The organism is Paraburkholderia bryophila (assembly GCF_013409255.1).
Taxonomy (GTDB): domain Bacteria; phylum Pseudomonadota; class Gammaproteobacteria; order Burkholderiales; family Burkholderiaceae; genus Paraburkholderia.
Map to the genome: position 1 here is coordinate 3313423 of NZ_JACCAS010000001.1, position 24081 is coordinate 3337503.

Annotated in this window: 20 protein-coding genes; 19 read left to right on the plus strand and 1 reads right to left on the minus strand. The window is 63.1% G+C overall.

Annotated features, from left to right (window positions below; genetic code table 11):
- Positions 1–137 precede the first annotated feature (137 nt).
- Entirely contained in the window at positions 138–1811 is a 1674-nt protein-coding gene (locus GGD40_RS14860; RefSeq protein WP_179744093.1) for a long-chain fatty acid--CoA ligase, read from the plus strand.
- A 269-nt stretch (positions 1812–2080) separates the two neighbouring features.
- On the opposite strand, the gene GGD40_RS14865 is transcribed toward GGD40_RS14860, so the two are convergent.
- Positions 2081–3289 carry a porin gene (locus GGD40_RS14865; protein WP_179744094.1) on the minus strand — a complete coding sequence of 403 codons (1209 nt, stop codon included), beginning with the start codon at positions 3287–3289 and terminating at the stop codon, positions 2081–2083.
- 302 nt (positions 3290–3591) lie between these two features.
- Between GGD40_RS14865 and coq7 the strand changes: the two genes are divergently transcribed.
- From coq7 to lpxC, 18 genes are all read left to right on the plus strand, one after another.
- A complete protein-coding gene (gene coq7, locus GGD40_RS14870) occupies positions 3592–4230 on the plus strand; it encodes a 2-polyprenyl-3-methyl-6-methoxy-1,4-benzoquinone monooxygenase (protein WP_179708168.1) in 639 nt (212 codons plus the stop codon).
- 490 nt (positions 4231–4720) lie between these two features.
- On the plus strand, positions 4721–5149 hold the full coding sequence (gene mraZ / locus GGD40_RS14875; protein WP_035548869.1) for a division/cell wall cluster transcriptional repressor MraZ: 429 nt from the start codon (positions 4721–4723) through the stop codon (positions 5147–5149).
- A gap of 15 nt (positions 5150–5164) precedes the next feature.
- Positions 5165–6118: a 16S rRNA (cytosine(1402)-N(4))-methyltransferase RsmH gene (rsmH, locus tag GGD40_RS14880; protein WP_035548866.1), complete on the plus strand. Its 954-nt coding sequence runs from the start codon at positions 5165–5167 to the stop codon at positions 6116–6118.
- Entirely contained in the window at positions 6115–6465 is a 351-nt protein-coding gene (gene ftsL, locus GGD40_RS14885; protein WP_179708172.1) for a cell division protein FtsL, read from the plus strand. The genes rsmH and ftsL overlap by 4 nt, the downstream gene beginning before the upstream one ends.
- Positions 6462–8327: a peptidoglycan D,D-transpeptidase FtsI family protein gene (locus GGD40_RS14890; protein ID WP_179708174.1), complete on the plus strand. Its 1866-nt coding sequence runs from the start codon at positions 6462–6464 to the stop codon at positions 8325–8327. Before ftsL ends, GGD40_RS14890 begins: the two co-directional genes overlap by 4 nt.
- Positions 8324–9871 carry a UDP-N-acetylmuramoyl-L-alanyl-D-glutamate--2,6-diaminopimelate ligase gene (locus tag GGD40_RS14895; RefSeq protein WP_179744095.1) on the plus strand — a complete coding sequence of 516 codons (1548 nt, stop codon included), beginning with the start codon at positions 8324–8326 and terminating at the stop codon, positions 9869–9871. The genes GGD40_RS14890 and GGD40_RS14895 overlap by 4 nt, the downstream gene beginning before the upstream one ends.
- Positions 9868–11298 (plus strand): UDP-N-acetylmuramoyl-tripeptide--D-alanyl-D-alanine ligase, encoded by a 1431-nt coding sequence (locus tag GGD40_RS14900; protein WP_179744096.1) that lies wholly within the window; start codon positions 9868–9870, stop codon positions 11296–11298. The genes GGD40_RS14895 and GGD40_RS14900 overlap by 4 nt, the downstream gene beginning before the upstream one ends.
- A gap of 17 nt (positions 11299–11315) precedes the next feature.
- A complete protein-coding gene (gene mraY, locus GGD40_RS14905; RefSeq protein WP_035548854.1) occupies positions 11316–12485 on the plus strand; it encodes a phospho-N-acetylmuramoyl-pentapeptide-transferase in 1170 nt (389 codons plus the stop codon).
- A 23-nt stretch (positions 12486–12508) separates the two neighbouring features.
- Complete coding sequence (murD, locus tag GGD40_RS14910) at positions 12509–14023, plus strand: UDP-N-acetylmuramoyl-L-alanine--D-glutamate ligase (RefSeq protein WP_179744097.1); 1515 nt, start codon at positions 12509–12511, stop codon at positions 14021–14023.
- Complete coding sequence (ftsW, locus tag GGD40_RS14915; RefSeq protein WP_179708183.1) at positions 14020–15294, plus strand: putative lipid II flippase FtsW; 1275 nt, start codon at positions 14020–14022, stop codon at positions 15292–15294. Before murD ends, ftsW begins: the two co-directional genes overlap by 4 nt.
- Positions 15291–16421 carry an undecaprenyldiphospho-muramoylpentapeptide beta-N-acetylglucosaminyltransferase gene (gene murG, locus GGD40_RS14920; protein WP_179708185.1) on the plus strand — a complete coding sequence of 377 codons (1131 nt, stop codon included), beginning with the start codon at positions 15291–15293 and terminating at the stop codon, positions 16419–16421. Before ftsW ends, murG begins: the two co-directional genes overlap by 4 nt.
- Complete coding sequence (gene murC, locus GGD40_RS14925; RefSeq protein ID WP_179744098.1) at positions 16418–17821, plus strand: UDP-N-acetylmuramate--L-alanine ligase; 1404 nt, start codon at positions 16418–16420, stop codon at positions 17819–17821. Before murG ends, murC begins: the two co-directional genes overlap by 4 nt.
- Before the next feature lies 1 nt (position 17822).
- Positions 17823–18764, plus strand: a complete 942-nt coding sequence (locus tag GGD40_RS14930; protein WP_179708187.1) for a D-alanine--D-alanine ligase — start codon at positions 17823–17825, stop codon at positions 18762–18764.
- A 24-nt stretch (positions 18765–18788) separates the two neighbouring features.
- A complete protein-coding gene (locus GGD40_RS14935) occupies positions 18789–19541 on the plus strand; it encodes a cell division protein FtsQ/DivIB (protein ID WP_179744099.1) in 753 nt (250 codons plus the stop codon).
- A gap of 27 nt (positions 19542–19568) precedes the next feature.
- Positions 19569–20801, plus strand: a complete 1233-nt coding sequence (ftsA, locus tag GGD40_RS14940) for a cell division protein FtsA (protein ID WP_007180311.1) — start codon at positions 19569–19571, stop codon at positions 20799–20801.
- Between the two features lie 119 nt (positions 20802–20920).
- The gene (gene ftsZ / locus GGD40_RS14945) at positions 20921–22123 is read left to right on the plus strand and encodes a cell division protein FtsZ (RefSeq protein WP_035548835.1); all 1203 of its coding nucleotides are present in this window, start codon (positions 20921–20923) and stop codon (positions 22121–22123) included.
- Positions 22124–22376: 253 nt separating this feature from the next.
- Positions 22377–22880 (plus strand): peroxiredoxin, encoded by a 504-nt coding sequence (locus GGD40_RS14950; RefSeq protein ID WP_035548832.1) that lies wholly within the window; start codon positions 22377–22379, stop codon positions 22878–22880.
- A 277-nt stretch (positions 22881–23157) separates the two neighbouring features.
- On the plus strand, positions 23158–24075 hold the full coding sequence (gene lpxC / locus GGD40_RS14955) for a UDP-3-O-acyl-N-acetylglucosamine deacetylase (protein ID WP_179708191.1): 918 nt from the start codon (positions 23158–23160) through the stop codon (positions 24073–24075).
- Positions 24076–24081: the final 6 nt, after the last annotated feature.

Sequence of the window (24081 nt, forward strand, 5' to 3'; positions counted from 1 at the left end):
AAACATCCCGTGGCTGCTGGCCAGAACAGGTTCGAGGCCGCAGTCTAACCCCAGCGCTTTTCGCGAATAGCACAGAGGTGCCCATGCTACGATGCGTTTTTAGCACGACCATTCGAAAATAAAGGAGGAGACGCTGCATGGACAAAATCTGGCTGAAATCTTATCCGCCCGGCGTTCCCGCAGAGATCGACCCGACCCGCTATTCGTCGGTCGCCGAACTGCTCGAAGAAGCCTTCCGCGACCATCGCGCCAAACCGGCGTTCGTCTGCATGGGCAAGCAGATCAGTTACGGCGAGCTCGACACGCTCTCGCGCAAACTGGCTGCGTGGTTTCAGTCGAAGGGTCTCGCGCGCGGCTCGCGCATCGCGATCATGATGCCGAACGTGCTGCAATATCCGGTGGCGATTGCCGCCATCTTGCGCGCCGGTTACGTGGTCGTGAACGTGAACCCGCTTTACACGCCGCGCGAGCTCGAGCATCAGCTCAAGGACAGCGGCGCTGAAGCGATCATTCTGCTCGAGAATTTCGCGGTGACGCTGCAGGCGATCGTGCGCAATACCGCAGTCAAGCACATCGTCGTCGCGGCCATGGGCGATTTGATGGGCATCAAGGGCACGTTGGTTAACTTCGTCGTGCGCCGGGTCAAAAAGATGGTGCCGGCGTGGAGCCTGCCGGGCCACATCAAATTCAACACGGCGATCTCCGAGGGTGGCCGGCAAAGCTTCAAGCCGGTTCAGCAAGGGCCGGACGACGTCGCCTTTCTCCAGTACACCGGCGGCACGACAGGCGTGGCCAAGGGCGCGACGCTGTTGCACCGGAATCTGATCGCCAACGTGCTGCAGTCGGAGATCTGGCTCGAGCCGGTTCGCGCCGGCCGCACGGATATCGATCAGTTCATCACGGTCGTCGCGCTTCCGCTGTATCACGTGTTCGCGCTGACCGTTTGCGGGCTGCTGACGATCCGTACCGGCGGCCTTGGCGTGCTGATTCCGAATCCGCGCGATATCCCGGGCATGATCAAGGCGCTGCAGGGTTACCAGATCAATACGATCCCGGCGGTCAACACGCTCTATAACGCGATGCTGAACAGCCCGGATTTCCATAAGCTCGATTTCTCGAAACTGCTCGCGGCGAACGGCGGTGGCATGGCGGTGCAGGAAGCGGTGGCCAAGCGCTGGTACGAGCACACGCATACGCCGATTATCGAAGGCTATGGGTTGTCGGAAACATCGCCGTGTGTGACCTGCAATCCGGTGAGCGTTACGGAATACAGTGGGACGATTGGCTTGCCGCTGCCGTCGACGGAAATTTCGATCCGCGACGACGACAACAACGAAGTCCCGCTCGGTCAGCCGGGTGAAATCTGCATCCGCGGTCCGCAGGTGATGGCGGGCTACTGGAATCGTCCGGATGAAACGGCGAAGGTGATGACGCCGGACGGCTTCTTCAAATCCGGCGACGTGGGCTTCATGAACGAAGGCGGCTTCGTCAAGATCGTGGACCGCAAGAAGGACATGATTCTGGTGTCCGGCTTCAACGTCTATCCGAACGAGATCGAAGATGTGGTCGCGAAGCTGCCGGGCGTGTTCGAAGTCGCGGCGGTCGGCATCCCCGATCAGCATTCAGGGGAAGCGGTGAAGTTGTTCGTTGTGAAGAAAGATCCGGCTCTCACCGACGCGGACATTCTCGCGTACTGTAAAACACAGTTGACCGGCTATAAGCGGCCGAAGATTATCGAGTTCCGCACCGAACTGCCGAAGAGCAACGTCGGCAAGATTCTGCGCCGTGAGTTGCGCGACGGCCGGGCATAAGCGGCGAGCAACAAACGAACGACAGGCAATAAGCGCGAACGGGCGCGCAACGCGAATCAAAGCGAGGCCCGGCCGCCCAATACCAGGTACCAAAGTAAGAGACAGAAAGGCCCGGCAGACGAAAGTCTGCCGGGCCTTTTTTCGTCAAGCCGGCACCTCAGAAGCATGCGGGGCAAAACGCTACCTGTTCAGGACAGCCGGACAGGCCACTGCCCATAAAAAAAGGCGCCCGAAGGCGCCTTTGAGGCAGACTGCTTTATTACGACTTATTAGAACTTGTGACGGATACCGATGCGAGCCGTGAACTGGTTCTGGCTCGACGAACCCGTCAGGCCGTTGATGCCAGCCGTAGCCGCGACCGTTGCGCCCGTTGCGCTCAGCGTTTCGCCCAGAGCGTGTTGGTACACACCCGTCACGTACACGTCGGTACGCTTCGACAGGAAGTAGTCCACGCCAACTGCGCCTTGGTGGTACTGAGCGCGCGTTGCGCCAGCGATTTCCACGCCGCGCGTGTAGTCATATGCAGCGCCGATCAGCAATGCCGGGGTCAACTGATACTTGAAGTTGAGTTCCGCGTTGTTGAACGTAGCCGATTGGCCCTTGTACTGATTCAGACCAGGCGTCGAGTAAGCTGCGCCGAGGTTGCCGAAACGGATGTTCGAGTACGTAGCACCGATCGTTGCCGCGCCGAACGTGTACGCGCCGCCTGCACCGATGACCTGGTACGTGTTTGCCGAAGCGAAACCAGCGTACGACGGCGTCGTCACTGCGAAGTTAGCAGCGGCGGTAGCCGTAGCCGGCGTGTTCGGCGAGATCGTGCCGCCGTTGTTGAACAGGCCACCCGAAGCTGCCGGGGTGCGTGCGTTCAAGTAACCAACGCCCAAAACGAGGGGACCGTTGTTGTAGCCAGCGCCCAACGACCAGATCTGGTTCGACGTGACGTTGCCTGCAACACCGCCGAAGCTGTACGTGCCGCCGAACGTCAGGCCGCCGTAGTTTGCGCTCGTGTACTTGACCGTGTTGTTGGTTCGGTACGCGTTGTTGAAGTTGTCGATGTCGCCCGGGTGAGCAGCGATGTAGCCGCCCCACTGGTCGCCCGCTTCCAGCGGACCGACGTAGTCGACCACGGAGTCGTACTGACGACCCAGCGTGACCGTGCCGAAGTGGCTCGACAGGCCGACGTAAGCTTGACGACCGAACATCAGGCCGCCTTGACCCAGTTTGCCGCTGTTCACGTCAAAGCCGTTTTCCAACACGAAGATGGCCTTCAGACCGCCGCCCAGATCTTCCGTGCCGCGCAGGCCGAAACGCGAACCTTGCAGAACGCCGCTGGACAGGTTGTACAGGTGCTTGCCACCCGAGTTGGTGTTGACGTTGAAGCCTTCGTCAATGATGCCGTACAGGGTCACGCTGCTCTGCGCATGTGCGACGCCTGCGAATGCGCCCAGTGCTGCGAGAGCGAGAAGCGACTTTTTCATCGAATGATCTCCAAGGATTACGAATCTTTTGTACAAGGCGAATATTTGTCTAGCGTTGAGGCCTTGCTTGTCCAACTTCGCGAGAAGTTGCACGTAATGTAACAAAAGGCATACATGGCACAAAGAAAAAGGAGACGGCCGGGAACGCTCCTGTTTCGTTTACGCAACATGGTCTAGAATCAGGAATTGGCCGTCGAAGTCATGCGGATTAAAGGTTTTCGTGGCACCGTTTTCCGCCCGAAAAGCCTTGTCGCACGGGCCTTCGGGTTCGTCGGAGCGGCTGTCGAATGAGGGAGTGCTGAATGTTTCTGGACGAGTTGATTAGCGAGTTTGATCGGGGTTTACGCTCAATGACCGGCGTGTCGCGGATGAGTCGTCCGTTACCGGTTCCGCAAGAATCATCGGTGAGTGGCGAGGTGCCCGAACTCTCACCCGCGGAGCGCGCGCATGCCGCCGGACTGATGCGCGTGAACCATGTCGGCGAGGTGTGCGCCCAGGCGCTTTACCAGGCGCAGAAACTTGCCACGAAGTCGCCTTCGTTGCGAGCCGTGTTCACGCACGCCGCGATCGAGGAAGAAGATCACCTCGCGTGGACCGCGAAGCGCCTCGAAGCGCTCGATTCGCGCCCGAGTCTGTTGAACCCGGTCTGGTACACCGGCGCGCTGGCTATCGGTCTCGCGGCGGGGCGCCTGGGGGACCGCGTGAGCCTCGGCTTCATGGCGGAAACCGAGCGTCAGGTGGAGCAGCATCTGGATAGCCATCTGGATCAGTTGCCGGCGGCCGACCACGAGTCGCGCGCAATCGTCGAGCAGATGCGCGTGGATGAAGCCGAGCACGGCAAGGCCGCGATGGACGCCGGCGGCATCGAGTTGCCGTTGCCCGTGCGTGCGCTGATGCGCGCGGTGTCGAAAGTCATGACGCGCACCGCCTATTACATATAAGGCATATATATGCGAAACCGGGGTTGAACGCAGAAAATGCACCCCCGGCAGAACGCAAGACCGGAAGTGGGACGGCGCCTCGCGCGTCGTCCGCCAGAAGTCGCTGAAAACCCCGCTGCCATCATCCCATCCCGCTTGACGATCTCTTACATTCCGCGCTGTTCCCCCATACTTTTCACGTATCACCTTCACAAGTTGCACTAGCTCATTCATTTATAACGGTTTTCCGTTTTATGTCTGACGTGAAGGTCTCGCGCTAAGTCCTTGTTCTAACAAACAAAATTCGTTCAAAAAGCAGTTATCTCCCTTGACCCCTCTTTAGCGTTACTCTAAAGTGGGAGACAGTGTGAGAAAGTGTATTTTTGTGTGATCTCACGGGTGGTTTGGGGTAGATTTTCACGAATCGGGTAGCGGGCGCAAAAAAGCGCCGCGACAGCAATCAGTGGCATGAGGCCGGAGTGAGTGACTCGGGTCGACAGGGGAGAGCGAAGTGTTCCAAGGGGCGTCGGCGCTGACGCTCGATGCGAAAGGGCGGATGTCGATTCCCTCTCGCTATCGGGATGCGCTGCAAACACAGGCAGAGGGCCGGGTGACGATCACCAAGCACCCGGACGGCTGCCTGTTGCTCTTTCCGCGCCCGGAATGGGAGATCTTCCGCGACAAGGTCGACAAGCTGCCCATGAACGCGGCCTGGTGGAAGCGCATTTTTCTCGGTAATGCAATGGATGTGGATATGGACGGTGCAGGGCGCGTGCTCGTGTCGCCGGAATTGCGCGCGGCTGGCGCATTGGAAAAAGAAGTGAACCTGCTCGGTATGGGTCGTCATTTCGAGCTGTGGGACGCACAGATTTACGCCGCGAAGGAACAGGCGGCCATCGCCGAGGGCATGCCCGAAGCGTTAAAGAATTTCACGTTCTGATCGCGGCTTACATATATGGCACCTGCGATGGGAAACGAATTGCAGCATCGCACGGTGCTGCTGGACGAAGCGGTCAACGCGCTGGTTAATCGCGCGGATGGCGTTTATGTGGACGGCACGTTCGGGCGCGGTGGTCACAGCCGCCTGGTGTTGGAGAAGCTGGCCGAGTCGGGGCGTCTGATCGCGTTCGACAAAGACCCGCTCGCCATCGCCACGGCGCAGCAGATCGCGGATCCGCGCTTCAGCATCGTGCACGAGAGTTTTGCTTCACTGCGCGCCGCGGTTGCGGAGCGTGGCGTAGGGCGCGTGTCGGGCATCTTGCTGGATCTGGGCATATCGTCGCCGCAAATCGACGATCCGGAGCGGGGCTTCAGCTTCCGCGCCGACGGCCCGCTCGATATGCGCATGGACCCGACGCGCGGCGAGTCCGCGGCTGACTGGCTGGCGCGGGCCACGGTGCAGGAATTGACGGAGGTGATACGAAATTATGGGGAAGAACGGTTTGCTTTTCAGATTGCAAAGGCGCTTGTTGCTCGCCGGGCAGAGTCCGACCGTCTTGGGCCTCTCGTCAGCACGGGCGAGCTTGCCCAAATCGTGGCTAACGTCGTCAAGACCCGTGAGAAGGGCAAGGATCCGGCAACCCGCACCTTTCAAGCTATACGGATTCACATCAATCAAGAGCTTGCGGAGCTGCAAGTCGTTTTAGAAGCAGCGTTGTCGCTGTTGGAGCAAGGGGGGCGGCTGGTGGTCATCAGCTTTCATTCGCTCGAGGACCGGATCGTCAAGCGATTCCTGCAGGCGCACGCCAGTACGCCTCAGGTGGATCGTCGCCTGCCGATTCGCGCCGTCGATCTGCCGAGCCCCCCGCTCAAAATCATCGGCCGTGTGTTCGCGAGCGACGCTGAAGTCGCCGCCAACCCGCGCGCCCGTTCTGCCGTGATGCGTGTGGCGGAGCGGATCGCGCCATGAACCGCCTCAATATCTTCCTGCTGATCATCGTGATGGGATGCGCGTTGTCGGTTGTCAACGCGACCAATCAGCAGCGGCAGATTTTTATCCAGTTGCAGCGTGCCCAATCGCAGGAGCATCAGCTGCAGCAGGACTATTCACAGCTTCAATATCAGCAGAGCGCGTTGTCGAAAACCTCGCGCATCGAGCAGCTCGCGACCGACTCGCTGAAAATGCAATCGGTCACGACCGGCCGCACCCAGTACCTGACGCTCGACCCGGGCGCCGTCAAGGCTGAGGACGCGCCGATTCCGACTTCCGGCCCGGCCTCGGCGCCGGTGGCGACCCGTCGCGGAGGCGTGCGATGAAAAAATCGTCGACTCGCAAGAGCGTGGCCTTCTCGGCCAATCCGATCCTGTCGGTGCGCCTGCCGATGTGGCGCTCGAAACTCGTCGTGTTCATGCTGTTCATGGCGTTCGTCGCGCTGGCCGGGCGCGCGTTCTGGATTCAGGGTCCGGGCAACGCGTTCTATCAGAAGCAGGGCGAAATCCGCTATCAGCGCCGCCTCGAATTGCCGGCCACGCGCGGCAAGATTCTCGACCGCAACGGCCTGGTGCTCGCCACGAGCCTGCCGGTGCGCGCGATCTGGGCCATTCCCGAATCGGTGCCGGACGACCTCGGCGCGGACAAGCTGACCTCGCTCGGCAAACTGCTCGGCATGACGAACAAGGAACTGCGCGCCAAGCTGTCGGAAGACAAGAACTTCGTCTACGTGAAGCGCCAGGTGCCGGTGGACGTGGCCGACAAGGTGACCGCGCTGGACATCCCGGGTATTTACTCGCGCGACGAGTACAAACGCTTCTATCCGGAAGGCGAGATCACGGCTCACCTGATCGGCTTCACCAATGTGGAAGACGAAGGCCAGGAAGGCGTTGAGCTCGGCGACCAGAAACTGCTCGCCGGTGTGTCGGGCAGCCGTCGCGTGATCAAGGACCGCATGGGCCACATCATCGAAGATGTGGACGAGCAGGTCGTGCCGCACAACGGCGACGACGTGGACCTGTCGATCGACAGCAAGATCCAGTACATCGCCTATACGAACCTGAAGGCGGCCGTCGAGAAATTCAAGGCGAAGGCCGGCGCGGCGATGGTGATCGACGTGCGGACCGGCGAAGTGCTGGCGCTCGTCAATTACCCGACGTACAACCCGAACGACCGTTCGCACCTGACCGGCGATCAACTGCGCAACCGGATCCTGACCGATACGTTCGAGCCGGGCTCGATCATGAAGCCGTTCACGGTGTCGCTGGCGCTCGATCTGCACCGCGTCACGCCGACTACACTGGTAGATACCGGCGGCGGCCGCTTTGTGCTGGACGGTGCGCCGATTACCGACGACAGCGCGTTCGGCGTGCTGACCGTGGGCGGCGTGATCCAGAAGTCGAGCAACATCGGCGCGACGAAGATCGCCATGCAGCTCAAGCCCGAAGAGATGTGGAATATGTACACCAGCATCGGTCTCGGTCAGGCGCCGAAGGTCGGCTTCCCAGGCGCGGCGGCGGGCCGTCTGCGGCCGTGGAAGAGCTGGCGCCGGATCGAGCAGGCGACCATGTCGTACGGCTACGGTCTGTCGGTGTCGCTGTTCCAGTTGGGCCGCGCGTACACCGCGATCGCCCACGACGGCGAGATCATGCCGGTGTCGATCTTCCGTACGCCGACCGATCAACCGGCGACCGGTCCGCAGATCTTCGCGCCGACCACCGCTCGCGAAGTGCGCGCCATGCTCGAAACCGTCACCGCGCCGGGCGGCACGTCGCCGGATGCGGCTGTGCCGGGTTATCGCGTCGGCGGCAAGAGCGGTACCGCGTACAAGCACGGCGCGCATGGTTACGACCACTCCAAATACCGCGCGTCGTTTGTCGGTATGGCGCCGATGCCGAATCCGCGCATCGTCGTCGCCGTGTCGGTCGACGAACCGACGGCCGGCAGTCACTTTGGCGGTCAGGTGTCGGGTCCGGTGTTCTCGGCGATCGTCGGCGATACGCTGCGCTCGCTGAATGTGCCGCCGGACATGCCGGTCAAGCAGATGGTGGTGTCGGACGATTCGGCGCCGCCTGCGCCGGGCGCACCGGCCACGCCTGCCGTCGCCAAGAAACTTTCAACTAGCGCCGGCGCTAAAAAGATGACGATTTCCGCCTCCGCGAAAAGCCATCCGGGAGTGGTGCGATGAGCGCGTTGCGCAAGCACCATCCCGCCCACCGGCAGATCGCCGACGCGCTCACCTGGCTGCACGCACGCGTGCAGCCAGGCGCGCATCTGCACGCCGACACGCGTTCGCTCGCAGCGGGTGACGCATTTTTCGCCTACGCGGTAGATGGCGCGGACAACCGCCCGTTTATCGACGGCGCGCTCGAACGTGGCGCCGCCGCGGTGCTGGTGCAGCCCGAGGGTTTTGCCGAGCCGATCGATCAGGACACCACGCTGGCTGTGCCGGCGTTGAACGAACTCGCCGGTTCGATTGCAAGCGGCTGGTACGGCGACCCGAGCGACGCGATGCTGGCGGTCGGCATTACCGGCACGAACGGCAAGACGTCGTGCAGCCAGTGGGTATCGGCGGCGCTGACCGCGCTCGGCAAGCGCTGCGCGATTATCGGCACGCTCGGCACGGGCTTGCCGGGCCAACTCGTGCACACCGGTTTCACGACACCCGACGCGCCGCAATTGCAACGCAGCCTCGCGCAGTTGCGCGACGCCGGCGCGCAGGCGGTGGCGATGGAAGTGTCGTCGCACGCGCTGCATCAGGGGCGCGTGAACGGCACGGCGTTTGACATCGCCGTGTTCACGAATCTCACCCAGGACCATCTCGACTATCACGGCACCTTCGCGGCGTATGAAGCGGCGAAGGCGCGTCTGTTCGCGTGGCCGGAACTGCGCGCGGCCGTGATCAATCGCGACGATGCCGCCGGCCGTCGTCTGCTCGCCAGCACGCAAGGTCACGCCCGCACGATCGCCTACGGTCTCGACGGCGCGCTGCAAGACGCGCCGCAAGCCGATGCGTTGCTGCTCGCGTCGAACGTGCGCGCCACGGCCACCGGCACCGCATTTCATCTGAGCACGTCCGATTGGGGCCATGCCGACGTCGAAGTGCAAACGCTCGGCGCGTTCAACGTGAGCAATCTGCTCGGCGTGCTCGGCGCGCTGCTCGCCGCCGACGTGCCGTTCAATGCCGCACTCGCCGAACTGTCGAAGCTCGAACCGGTGAACGGCCGCATGCAGCGCCTGGGCGGCCGGTTGCAGAACGATGAGCCGCTGGTCGTGATCGATTACGCGCACACGCCGGACGCGCTGGAAAAAACCCTCGAAGCGTTGCGCCCCATGGCGGCCGCGCGCGGCGGCGAACTGATCTGCATGTTCGGCTGCGGCGGCGACCGCGACGCGACCAAGCGTCCGCTGATGGGCGCGATCGCCGAAAGGCTTGCCGATGGCGTGGTCGTAACCAGCGACAACCCGCGCAGCGAAGATCCGCAAGCAATCCTCGAACAGATCGCGGCCGGCATGCAGGACGCGTCGAAGGCGCGCCGTATCGAAGACCGCGCGAGCGCGATCCTGCAAGCGATCCGCACTGCCGCGCGCGAAGACGTCATCGTGCTGGCCGGCAAGGGGCACGAAGCCACCCAGGAAATCATGGGTAAGAAACGCGCTTTCTCCGATCAGGACCACGCTCGCCTCGCGCTTGCCGCGCGCGCGACGCATGCACGCGGAGGTGGCGAATGAGCCAGTCCGGAAAAGCCATGTTTTCGCTGCGTGAAGCCGCCGCGCTGATTCCGGGCGCCACCGTACTCGGCGACGACAGCGTGACGATCGAGCGCATTTCGACCGACAGCCGCAGCGCCGGCCCGGGCGATCTGTTCATCGCGATCAAGGGCGAGCGCTTCGACGCGCACGACTTCCTGCCGCAAGTCGCGGCGCGCAACGTGACGGCAGCGCTGATTACGCGCGCGCCGGCCGACTGGAGCGTGCCGTCGCTGCTCGTGACGACCGATACGCGCGTCGCGCTCGGCGCACTCGCGCGCGGCTGGCGTCGCCAGCTCAGCCTGCCGCTCGTCGCGGTAACGGGCAGCAACGGCAAGACCACGGTCAAGGAAATGATCGCGTCGATCTTTGCCGCCGCCGTGGGTGAACCCAACCGTCTCGCCACGGCCGGCAACTTCAACAACGACATCGGCTTGCCGCTCACGCTGTTCCGTCTGCACGCCGCGCATCAACTCGCGGTGGTCGAACTCGGCATGAACCATCCGGGCGAAACGTCGTTGCTGGCGAAGATCGCCGAGCCGACCGTCGCGGTGGTGAACAACGCGCAGCGCGAGCATCAGGAATTCATGGCGACCGTCGAAGCGGTCGCGCTCGAACACGCCAGCGTGATTCACACGCTGTCGCCGGAAGGCGTGGCCGTGTTCCCGGCCGACGACGCCTACGCGAGCATCTGGCGCGTGGCCGCCACCGGCAGCCGCATCATGGACTTCGCGCTGAACTCCGCTGAGCGCGTGACCGAAGCCGCCGTCAAAGGTACGTTCGACGGCAACGTGTTGCGCATCGACACGCCGGCAGGTCACGTTGAAGTCACGCTGCAAGTGCTCGGCAATCACAACGCGCACAACGCGTTGGCCGCGACATCGGCGGCACTCGCCTCGGGCGTCTCGCTCGATGCGATCAAGCGCGGTCTCGAATCGTTCGGCGCCGTGAAGGGCCGCTTGCAGGTCAAGCAGGCGGCGGTCGGTGCGCTGACCGGCGCCACCGTGATCGACGACACGTACAACGCCAATCCCGACTCGATGCGCGCCGCGATCGACGTGCTCGCGTCGTGCGCCTCGCCGCGCGTGCTGGTGATGGGCGACATGGGCGAAGTCGGCGACAACGGCCCGGCGTTCCATCGCGAGATCGGTGCCTACGCGAAGGAACGCGGTATCGACGCGCTGTACGCCATGGGCGACGCCTCGCGCGACGCCTGCACCGCGTATGGCGCGGACGCGCACCATGTGGCCGACGTCGGCACGCTGGTCGCGCAATTGCAGCAGGCCGGTTTCGGTTCTGCGGCAACGCTTCTCGTGAAAGGCTCGCGCTTCATGCAAATGGAACGCGTGGTGGACGCCGTGACGAGTCCACAACCCAACGCAGCGGGCACGACGCCCGCCGCACATTGAACTAGAAGGACCGAAGCATGCTACTGGCGCTGGCGCAATGGCTGCAGAATGACGCAAGCTTCTTGCGCGTGTTCAGTTATCTGACATTCCGTGCGGTGATGGCCACCATCACCGCGCTGCTGATCGGGCTCGTCTGCGGCCCGGCGGTGATCCGCAAACTGACCGCGATGAAGGTCGGTCAGGCCGTTCGTAAAGACGGTCCGCAATCGCACCTCATCAAATCGGGCACCCCGACCATGGGCGGCGTGCTGATTCTGCTCGGCATCGCGGTGGCTACGCTGCTGTGGGCCGATCTGACCAACCGCTTCATCTGGATCGTGATGCTGGTTACGTTCGGCTTCGGCGTGATCGGCTGGGTCGACGATTACCGCAAGGTGGTCTACAAAGACCCGCGCGGCATGTCGTCGCGCGAGAAGTATTTCTGGCAGTCGGTGATCGGCCTGTTCGCGGCGGTCTATCTGGCGTTCAGCGTGTCCGAAGCGAACAACGTGCGCGTCTATGACCTGTTCATGGCGTGGGTGCGCAGTGGTTTGTCGATGGGCTTGCCGGCGCGCGCCGATCTGATGCTGCCGTTCGTCAAGTCGATCAGCTATCCGCTCGGCGTGTGGGGCTTCATCGTGCTGACGTATCTGGTGATTGTCGGTTCGAGCAATGCGGTCAATCTCACCGACGGCCTCGACGGTCTCGTGATCATGCCGGTCGTGCTGGTGGGTGCGTCGCTCGGCGTGTTCGCCTATGTGATGGGCAGCTCGGTCTACTCGAAGTATTTGCTGTTCCCACATATCGCGGGCGCGGGTGAATTGCTGATCTTCTGTTCGGCGATGGGCGGAGCCGGGCTCGCGTTTCTCTGGTTCAACACGCACCCCGCGCAGATGTTCATGGGCGACGTCGGCGCGCTTGCGCTTGGCGGCGCGCTTGGCACGGTCGCGGTGATCGTGCGTCAGGAAATCGTGCTGTTCATCATGGGCGGCATTTTCGTCGCCGAGACGCTGTCCGTGATGTTGCAGGTCACGTGGTTCAAATTCACCAAGCGCCGTTTCGGCGAAGGGCGGCGTCTCTTCAAGATGGCGCCGCTGCATCACCATTTCGAACTGTCGGGCTGGAAGGAAACGCAAGTCGTTGTGCGCTTCTGGATCATCACGCTCATGTTGTGTCTGTTCGGTTTGTCCACGCTCAAGTTGCGTTAAGCAGGTTCTAAGGGAAGCAGGCGATGTTCGGCGAGAAGTTTCGGGATCGGCAAAAGCCGATGGTGCTCGTGCTGGGACTGGGTGAATCCGGTCTCGCGATGGCGCGCTGGTGCGCGCGGCACGGCTGTCGGCTGCGTGTGGCCGATACGCGCGAGGTGCCGCCGAACCTGTCCGCGCTGGAAGCGCACCGCGTCGATGCCGAATTCGTCGGCGGCGCGTTTTCGCCAGCGTTGCTCGACGGCATCGAACTCGTGGCGATCAGCCCGGGTCTGTCGCCGCTCGCCGCCGATCTGCTGCCGCTGATCAGCGCCGCGCGCGAGCAAGGCATTCCCGTGTGGGGCGAACTCGAACTGTTCTCGCTGGCGTTGCAGACGCTCGGCGAAAGCGGCTACGCGCCGAAGGTGATTGCGATCACCGGCACTAACGGCAAGACCACCACCACGAGCCTGACCGGCCTGCTGTGCGAACGCGCCGGCAAGAAGGTCGCGGTGGCGGGCAACATCAGCCCGTCGCTGCTCGACAAGCTCAGTGAAGCGATCGACAACACCGCGCTGCCCGACGTGTGGGTGCTGGAACTGTCGAGCTTCCAGCTCGAAACCGCGCACACGTTCGCACCGGACGCGGCCGCCGTACTGAACATCACGCAAGACCACCTGGACTGGCACGGCGGGCTCGATGCATACGCCGCCGCGAAGGGCCGCATCTTCGGACCGCAGACCGTGCGCGTACTGAATCGCGACGACGCGCGGGTGATGTCCCTCGCGCCTTCGGGAGAGAGCGAAGCCGACGTCGTGACGTTCGGCGTCACCGAGCCGAAGAACGACGGCGACTACGGTTTGCTGCGCGAGAACGGCATTGTCTGGCTGGTCGAAGCGCATGACCGCGACGCGAGCGATGAGCCGGTGCCCAAGCGCCGTCGCAAGAACGAAGTCGTGGCGCTGCCGAACATCGCGCTGAAGCGCTTGATGCCGGCGGACGCCTTGCGCATTCGCGGTTTGCACAATGCCGCGAACGCGCTGGCCGCATACGCGCTTGCGCGCGCTGTCGGTTTGCCGGGGGCGCCGCTGCTGCACGGCTTGCGCGAATACCGTGGCGAGCCGCATCGGGTGGAATTGATCGCGTCGATCGAAGGCATCGATTACGTGGACGACAGCAAGGGCACCAACGTCGGCGCGACGGTCGCAGCACTCGACGGCCTCGCCCAACGCGTGGTGCTGATCGCCGGCGGCGACGGCAAGGGTCAGGAGTTCGATCCGCTCGCCGCGCCGGTCATGCGCTGGTGCCGTGCCGTGATGCTGATCGGCCGCGACGCGCCGCAGATTCGCGCCGCGCTGGAACACACCGGCATCGCGTTGACGGACCACGCCACGCTCGAAGACGCGACGCGCGCCGCCACCGCGTTGGCGCAACCGGGCGACGCCGTGCTGCTGTCGCCGGCCTGCGCGAGCTTCGACATGTTCAAGGGTTACGCGCACCGCGCCGAAGTATTTCGCGGCACGGTGGAAGACATCGCGGCCGAACGGGGGACGATGATATGAGCTGGTCGGAACGCTTCGGTTCACGCACCGCGGGCGCCGGCGAAGGCGCCTCGGGCGGCGGCGCGGCGCGCGTCGGCGGTCGCACGGGCAGCGGGCTGGCGAGCGCCGTCAACGGCGTGCGTCCGCTGCGCTCGCGGATGCTCGACTACGATCACTCGCTGCTGTGGGTGGTCGTCGCGCTGCTCGGGCTCGGCGTCGTGATGGTGTATTCGGCGTCGATCGCGATGCCGGACTCGCCGAAGTATTCGTCGTACCGCGACTGGGCGTTTCTCGCCCGGCAGATTCTATTCGTGGTGCTGGGCTCGGTGATCGGCATCGTCGCGTTTCGCGTTCCGATCTCGACGTGGGACAAGTACGCGCCGAAGCTCTTCCTGATCTCGCTGTTCGCGCTGGTGATCGTGCTGATTCCGCACATCGGCAAGGGCGTGAACGGTGCGCGCCGCTGGATTCCGCTCGGCATTACGAACATGCAGCCGTCGGAAATCATGAAGCTCGCGGTGACGATCTACGCCGCGAACTACACGGTGCGCAAGCAGGAATACATGCACAGCTTCGCCAAAGGCTTTCTGCCCATGGCGGTCGCGGTTGGCCTCGTCGGCGCGTTGCTGCTGCTCGAGCCGGACATGGGCGCGTTCATGGTGATCGCGGCGATCGCGATGGGCGTGCTGTTCCTCGGCGGCGTGAACGGCAAGCTGTTCGGCGGGCTGGTGGCCACGGCGGTGGGCACGTTCAGCTTGCTGGTGTGGGCGTCGCCCTGGCGCCGCGAGCGGATTTTCGCGTACCTCGATCCGTGGGACGACCGTTACGCGCAGGGCAAGGCGTATCAATTGACGCACTCGCTGATCGCCTTCGGGCGCGGCGAGTGGTTCGGCGTGGGTCTCGGCGGCAGCGTCGAGAAGCTCAACTATCTGCCGGAAGCGCATACGGACTTCATCCTCGCGGTGATCGGCGAGGAACTCGGTTTTGTCGGCGTGCTGGTGGTGATCCTGATGTTCTACTGGATCGTGCGCCGGTCGTTCGAGATCGGCCGTCAGGCGCTCGCGCTCGACCGCACGTTCGCGGGCCTGGTCGCGAAGGGCCTCGGCATCTGGTTCGGCGCGCAGACCTTCATCAACATGGGCGTGAACCTCGGGCTGCTGCCGACCAAAGGGCTTACGTTGCCGCTCGTCAGTTATGGCGGCTCGGGCATTTTGCTGAACTGCGTCGCGGTGGCGGTGTTGATGCGCGTGGATTACGAGAACCGGGTGCTGATGCGCGGAGGGAAGGTATGACCGCAGCGCCGCAACGCACGCTGATGGTGATGGCCGGTGGCACCGGGGGACACGTGTTCCCGGGCCTCGCGGTCGCGCACCTGATGCAGGCGTGGGGCTGGAAGGTCGTATGGCTCGGCAACCCGGCGGGCATGGAAGCGACGCTGGTGCCGAAGCACGGCATCCCGATGGAATACGTGCGCTTCGGCGGACTGCGCGGTAAAGGGTTGAAGACCAAGCTGATGCTGCCGCTGAATCTGCTGCGCGCCTGCTCGCAAAGTCTTTCCGTGCTGCGTCGCGTGAAGCCGGACGTCGTGCTCGGCATGGGCGGCTACATCACGTTTCCGGCGGGTTTGATGACCGCATTGAGCGGTCGTCCGCTGGTGCTGCATGAACAGAATTCGATCGCGGGCCTCGCCAACAAGGTGCTCGCGAAAGTTGCCAAACGCGTGCTGGTTGCGTTCCCGAACGCATTGCCGCACGGCGAATGGACAGGAAACCCGATTCGTGAGGAACTTGCGCGCGCAATTGCACCCAAAGCACGCTACGCGCAACGCAGTGGTCCGCTGAATGTGCTGGTGGTGGGCGGCAGTTTGGGCGCGGCGGCGTTGAACGAAGTAGTGCCGCGTGCGGTCGCGTTGCTCGCGCCGAACGAACGGCCGCGCATCGTGCATCAGGCCGGCGCGAAGCATATCGACGCGCTACGCGAGAACTACGCGGCAGCGGGATTGCCGGCCGGCGACGGTGAGCAGAACAGCGTCGAACTCGTGCCGTTCATCGACGACATGACCAGTGCGTATGCGAACGCCGATCTGGTGATCTGCCGTTCGGGCGCAATGACGGTGTCGGAGATTTCAGCGGTTGGGGTGGCGGCGTTCTTCGTGCCGTTCCCGTTTGCCGTAGACGATCATCAAACAACCAATGCAGCGTTCCTCGCCGGCAACGGCGCGGCGCTGGTCGTGCAGCAACGCGATCTGTCGGCGGAAATGCTCGCCGACTGGTTGCGCAGCCAGACGCGGGCAAGTCTCGCGGAGATGGCGGAGCGTTCGCGCTCGCTCGCGAAACCCGACGCCACGGAACAGGTCGCGCAGATTTGCGCGACCGTGGCGGGTTCGATTTCGGGCGCGAGCCCAGAAGGAAAGCAATGAAACACATCGTCAAACATATTCACTTTGTCGGCATTGGCGGTGTCGGCATGAGCGGCATCGCGGAGGTGTTGGTCAACCTCGGCTACCAGGTGAGCGGCTCGGATCTGACGAGCAACGCGATCACCGATCGTCTGGCGAACCTCGGCGCGCGGATCGCGATCGGTCACGCGGCGGAGAACATTGAAGGCGCGAACGCGGTGGTCGTCTCGACCGCGGTGCGTAGCGACAACCCGGAAGTGCTGGCCGCGCGTCATCGCCGCATTCCGATCGTGCCGCGCGCGGTGATGCTCGCGGAATTGATGCGTCTGAAGCAGGGCATTGCGATTGCCGGTACGCACGGCAAGACCACGACCACCTCGCTGGTGGCGAGCGTGCTGGCGGCGGGCGGGCTCGATCCGACCTTCGTGATCGGCGGCCGGCTGATCAGCGCGGGTGCGAATGCGCGGCTGGGTACGGGCGACTTTATCGTCGCCGAGGCGGACGAGTCCGACGCGTCGTTCCTGAATCTGTTCCCGGTGATCGAAGTTATTACTAACATCGACGCCGATCACATGGACACCTACGGCCACGATTTCGCGCGGCTCAAGCAGGCGTTCATCGAGTTCACGCACCGTCTGCCGTTTTACGGTATCGCGGTGCTGTGCGTCGACGATCCGAACGTGAAGGAAATCCTGCCGTTCGTGTCGAAGCCGATCATTCGCTACGGTCTGGCGCCCGATGCGCAGGTGCGCGCGGTCAACGTCACGGCGCACGACGGCAAGATGCATTTCACCGCCATGCGTGAAGACGCGGCGCCGCTCGACATCGTGCTGAACCTGCCGGGTGAGCACAATGTGCAGAACGCGTTGGCCGCGATTGCGATTGCGACTGAACTTGAAGTGAAAGATGCCGATATCCAGCGAGCGCTGGCGGATTTCAACGGCGTGGGCCGACGCTTCCAGCGTTACGGCGAAGTGCCGGTCGTGAGCGAAGGTAACGGTAGCGGCACGTACACGCTGGTCGACGACTACGGTCACCACCCGGTCGAAATGGCCGCGACGGTGGCGGCGGCGCGCGGCGCGTTTCCGGGCCGGCGTCTGGTGCTGGCGTTCCAGCCGCACCGCTTCACGCGCACGCGTGACTGCTTCGAAGATTTTGTGAAGGTGCTGTCGACCGTCGACGCGCTCGTGCTGACCGAAGTCTATTCGGCCGGCGAAGCGCCGATCGTCGCCGCGGATGGCCGCGCGTTGGCGCGCGCGCTGCGCGTGACGGGCAAGGTCGAACCGGTGTTTGTCGATTCGGTGGACGAAGTGCCGGACGCGCTCGCAGCAGTAGTGCGCGCCGGCGATGTGGTGATCACGATGGGCGCGGGTTCGATCGGCGGTGTGCCGGGTCGCCTCGCTCAGGAAACGAAGGTGTGAGATGAGCGGTATCGATCCGAAAAAATTCGGCAAGGTGGCAGTACTTCTCGGCGGTGAATCCGCCGAGCGCGAAGTGTCGCTCACGTCCGGCCGCCTGGTGCTGCAAGGACTGCGCGACGCCGGTATCGACGCGCATCCGTTCGACCCGTCCGAGCGTCCGCTCGGCGCGTTGAAGGCGGAAGGCTTCGACCGCGCGTTCATTGCGTTGCATGGCGGTTACGGCGAGAACGGCCAGATTCAGGGCGCGCTCGACTTCTACGGCATCAAGTACAACGGCAGCGGCGTGCTCGGCTCGGCGCTCGGTCTGGACAAGTTCCGCACCAAGCTCGTGTGGCAGCAACTCGGCATTCCGACGCCGCCGTTCGAAACCGTGCTGCGCGGCGACGATTACGCGGCGCGCGCGCAGGACATCGTCGCGAAGCTCGGCTTGCCGCTGTTCGTGAAGCCGGCGAGCGAAGGGTCGAGCGTCGCGGTGATCAAGGTGAAGAGCGCGGACGCGTTGCCGGCCGCGTTACTCGAAGCGATCAAGTACGACAAGATCGTCGTGGTCGAGAAGAGCATTGAAGGCGGCGGCGAGTACACCGCGTGCATTGCCGGCGATCTCGATCTGCCGCTGATCCGCATCGTGCCGGCCGGCGAGTTTTACGACTATCACGCGAAGTACATCGCGAACGACACGCAGTATCTGATTCCGTGCGGACTCGCGCCCGAAGAAGAAGCGCGTCTGAAAGTGCTGGCGCGCCGCGCGTTCGACGTGCTCGGCTGCACCGATTGGGGCCGCGCCGATTTCATGATGGACGCCGACGGCAATGCGTATTTTCTGGAAGTGAACACGGCGCCTGGCATGACCGATCACTCGCTGCCGCCGAAAGCGGCGCGCGCGGTGGGCATCAGCTATCAGGATCTGGTTGTCGGCGTGTTGGCGCTGACGCTGCAGGACTAACCGGGGCGACCCGAAAGCAACACCATGTGGAACAACGTTCGCCAGCTCAATTTCGCCGCCAACGCGCTGAACGCGTTGCTGGTGCTCGTGCTGCTGGCGGCGGGCGGTTACTGGCTGATCCAGCGCCCGAATTTCGCGCTGCGCGAAATCCAGATCGACGGCGACACCGAGCACATCAATTCACCGACGGTGCGCGCCGGGGTAGTAGGGCGGTTGAAGGGCAATTTTTTCACGGTCGATCTCGACGTCGCGCGGCAAGCGTTCGAGCAGATGCCGTGGGTGCGTCACGCGAGCGTGCGGCGCGTCTGGCCGAATGCGCTGGCTGTCACGCTGGAGGAGTACAAACCGCTGGGAACGTGGGGCAGCGATCAGTTGGTGAGCGTCGACGGCGATCTGTTCACGGCGAACCAGGGCGAGCTCGAAGAAGATCTGCCCGCGTTCGACGGCCCGGACGGCACGGCCAAAGAAGTTGTCGCGCGCTATCACGATTTTCAGAAGTGGTTCGCGCCGCTGGGCGCGACGCCGGATGAAGTGACGCTGTCGCCGCGTTATGCGTGGACGGTGAAGTTGTCGAACGGAACGCAGGTGGAACTCGGGCGCGAACGCAATCAGGACACGCTGCTCGATCGCAGCAAGCGCCTGACCGCGGCGTGGAATGCGGTGACGCAACGTTGGGGAAAGGATATCGAGTATGCGGACTTGCGCTATCCGAACGGTTTCGCGATTCGTGCCGCTGGCATGCGCTTTATCAGCGAACCCGACAAGGGCAAGAAGTAAACGGACATCACACGCAATGAGCACGCTATGAGTAAAGACTATAAAGATCTGCTGGTCGCCCTCGACATTGGGACGTCGAAGGTCGTGGCCATCGTCGCCGAGTTAAAGGGCGAAGGTCACTACGAGGTGATCGGCCTCGGCCAGAGCGAATCGAAGGGGCTCAAGAAAGGCGTGGTGGTGAATATCGAAGCCACCGTGCAATCGATTCAGCGCGCGCTCGAAGAAGCCGAACTGATGGCCGACTGCAAGATCACCAACGTCTTCACCGGGATCGCCGGCAGCCATATCCGCAGCTTCAATTCGAGCGGCATGGTGGCGATCAAGGAAAAGGAAGTCACGCAGACCGACGTGGCGCGCGTGATCGAAACGGCCAAGGCGATCAACATTCCGACCGATCAGCAGGTGCTGCATATCCTGACCCAGGAATTCATCATCGACGGTCAGGAAGATGTGCGCGAGCCGATCGGCATGAGCGGCATTCGCCTCGAAGTGAAGGTGCATATCGTTACCGGCGCGGTCAGCGCGGCGCAGAACATCGTCAAGTGCGTGCGCCGCTGCGGCCTCGAAGTGAACGATCTGATCTTGCAGCCGCTGGCGTCGTCGCTGGCGGTGCTGACCGAAGACGAGAAGGAACTCGGTGTGGTGCTGGTCGATATCGGCGGCGGCACGACGGACATCGCGATCTTCAGCGAAGGCGCGATCCGTCATACCGCGGTGATTCCGATCGCCGGCGACCAGATCACCAGCGACATCGCGATGGCGCTGCGCACGCCGACGCCGGACGCGGAAGACATCAAGGTCGATTACGGCATCGCCAAACAAGCGTTGGCCGATCCGGACGAAATGATCGAAGTGCCGGGTCTCGGCGAGCGCGGTCCGCGCACGCTGTCGCGCCAGGCGCTGGCGGCGGTGGTCGAGCCGCGTGTCGAAGAACTGTTTTCGCTCGTGCAGCAGGTGGTGCGCGAGTCGGGTTACGAGGAACTGCTGAGCTCCGGCGTGGTGCTGACCGGCGGCGCGTCGATGATGCTCGGCATGGTCGAACTGGGTGAAGACATTTTCCTGAAGCCGGTGCGCATCGGCGTGCCGGAATACGCGGGCGGTCTGGCCGACGTGGTGCGCAATCCGCGCTACTCGACGGCGATGGGCCTGCTCGTCGAAGGACGCTCGCAACGCATGCGCGGCCGCAAGGTCGCGGTGCAGTCGGGGTCGATGGGCCAGGTCTTCACGCGGATGAAGGACTGGTTCCTCGGCAACTTCTAACGATTTCGCTTTAAAAAACTCGCGCTGGTGCCGGCGGCCGGCGCGCGACAGGGGGTTGCCCGATCTCCTGCCGAATAACGGCCGAGTGGCTGTAAATTTTTTATCTTGACGGAGGCAACATGGAATTCCAGATGCTGGAAACCGAAACGAACGGCACCATCATCAAGGTGGTCGGAGTAGGTGGCGCTGGCGGCAATGCCGTTCAGCACATGATCAACAAAGGCGTGCAAGGCGTCGACTTCATCGTGATGAACACGGACGCGCAGGCTCTGTCGCGTTCGCGTGCCACCGCGGTGATCCAGCTCGGCAACACGGGTCTGGGCGCTGGCGCCAAGCCGGAAATGGGCCGCGCGGCAGCGGAAGAAGCTCGTGAACGCATCGCCGACGCACTGCGCGGCGCCCACATGGTCTTCATCACGGCCGGCATGGGCGGCGGCACGGGTACGGGCGCAGCTCCCGTGGTCGCGCAGATCGCCAAGGAAATGGGTATCTTGACCGTGGGCGTGGTCAGCAAGCCGTTCGAGTTCGAAGGCGGCAAGCGCATGCGTGTGGCAGAAGCCGGTTCGCAGCAACTGGAGGATCACGTCGACTCGCTGATCGTCGTTCTGAACGACAAGCTGTTCGAGGTGATGGGCGATGACGCCGAGATGGACAAGTGCTTCCAGTGCGCAGACGACGTTCTGAACAACGCAGTTGCCGGCATCGCGGAAATCATCAACGTCGACGGTCTGGTGAACGTCGACTTCGAAGACGTGAAGACGGTGATGGGCGAGCAGGGCAAGGCGATGATGGGCACGGCGACGGTTGCCGGCGTCGATCGCGCGCGTCTGGCCGCCGAGCAGGCTGTCGCCAGCCCGCTGCTGGAAGGTGTCGATCTGTCGGGTGCACGCGGCGTGCTGGTCAACATCACGTCGAGCCGTTCGCTGCGTCTGTCGGAAACGCGTGAAGTGATGAACACGATCAAGAGCTACGCGGCGGAAGACGCCACGGTGATCTTCGGCGCTGTTTATGACGACGCGATGGGCGACGCGCTGCGCGTGACGGTCGTGGCAACGGGTCTGGGCCGTGCGGCGAAGAAGCAGCAATCGGCACCGATGACGCTGCTGCGCACCGGCACCGACAACCAGCCGATCAGCACGATGCAGCACGCTGCGTACGCGCCGTCGACGTCGCACGCGAGCACCGCCGACTACGGCGCACTGGATACGCCGGCCGTATGGCGCACCTCGCGCGACACGGCGGCTTCGCATGTGCAGGCGCTGCAGGAAAAGGGCGTCGACACGTACGACATTCCGGCGTTCCTGCGCAAGCAGGCGGACTGAGCGCGCGAGCAGGCTTTCGTTGCCGCGCTTCTTCTGGAAGCGCTGGCCGGCGAATGCATGAGCGTGGCGGGTGAACGGCGAACAGGTCGCGTATCGTTAGATTCGCGGCGAGGACAACTGCCCTCTTCAGATTCGCGAAGCGGAGTGGGCGACTGTCGCCGGGGCGCGCAGCCGGTTTCAGGGCTGGCGCGATTGACTTCACTGCGACACGACAGCGTGCGAGCGTGCTTCGCATCGATGCAAAGGACTGAGCATGATTCAGACAGGTGACAAGCTGCCCGACGCGACGCTCTTCGAGTTGATCGAAGACGAGCGGGCGGGCTGCACGATCGGGCCTAACAGCTTCGACGTGCGCGAGCAGACGGCGGGTAAGCGCGTGGTGATCTTCGGGTTACCAGGTGCGTTCACGCCGACCTGTTCGGCCAAACACGTACCGGGCTATGTCGGGCACGCCGAGCAGTTGCGCGCGGCGGGCATCGACGAAATCTGGTGCGTGTCCGTCAACGACGCGTTCGTAATGGGCGCGTGGGGACGCGATCAGCACGCCTCGGGCAAGGTGCGCATGATGGCGGACGGCAGTGCGGCTTTCACTCGGGCGCTTGGTCTCGAGCAGGATTTGTCGGCGCGCGGCATGGGAATCCGTTCCCAGCGCTACGCGATGGTGGTCGACGACGGCGTGGTCAAGACGTTGAACGTCGAGGCTGCCGGCAAATTCGAGGTTAGCGATGCAGGGAGTATCCTCGCAACGTTGAGCTAGTTACGCGGCGTCCAGACCGTCGCCCCGAGCGCATGTTGTGGCCGGGCAACGGTCGATAAGACGCTTTTGTGACAGGCCGTTACGCGGGCCGATGACCGGAAACGCCTCCGTTCCGGATATCGGCCCGTCACGCTTTCCCTGATTGGCGCACCCGGGGTAATGCAGCGAAACAGATTGATACGTTCCGCGCAAAGACGCTCCTTAGGGTATTGGAGTATAATTCGTGCTATGGAACAAAAAGTCCCGATTGGGATTTTCAATCGAATAGAAGATCACCATGTTGAAGCAGCGCACTATTAAACAGATCGTTAAGACCGTCGGCATCGGCGTGCATTCCGGCCGTAAGGTCGAATTGACGCTTCGCCCGGCGGCGGCAGACACCGGCATTGTGTTTTCACGCGTGGATTTGCCCACGCCGGTGGACATTCCCGCGTCGGCTCTGTCGATCGGCGATACGCGTCTGGCTTCGGTGTTGCAGAAAGACGGCGCGCGCGTTTCGACGATCGAACATTTGATGTCCGCTTGCGCCGGTCTTGGCATCGACAATCTTTACGTCGACGTCACCGCTGAAGAAATCCCGATCATGGACGGCAGCGCCGGTTCATTCGTGTTTCTGATTCAGTCGGCGGGGATTGAAGAGCAGAACGCGGCGAAGAAATTCATCAAGGTCACCAAGCCGGTCGAAATTCGTGACGGCGACAAATTCGCGCGTCTCGATCCGTACTTTGGTTTCAAGCTCAAATTCACGATCGACTTCCGTCATCCCGCCGTGGATAAAACCGGGCAGTCGCTGGAAGTGGATTTCGCCAATACGTCGTATGTGCGTGACATCGCGCGTGCGCGTACGTTCGGCTTCGCGCATGAAGTGGAAATGATGCGTGAACTCGGTCTGGCGCGCGGCGGCAGCATGGACAACGCGATCGTGCTCGACGAATACCGCATTCTGAACAACGACGGCCTGCGTTACGACGACGAGTTCGTGAAGCACAAGATGCTCGACGCGATCGGCGATCTGTATGTGATCGGCCATCCGTTGCTGGCTTCGTACGACGCGTACAAGTCGGGTCACGGCCTGAACAACGCGCTGCTGCGCGAGTTGCTGGCGCATGAAGACGCGTACGAAATCGTCACTTTCGACGACACGCAGAAGGCGCCGCGCGGCTTCGCGTATGAAACGCAGACGGCGTTTGCGTAACGCATT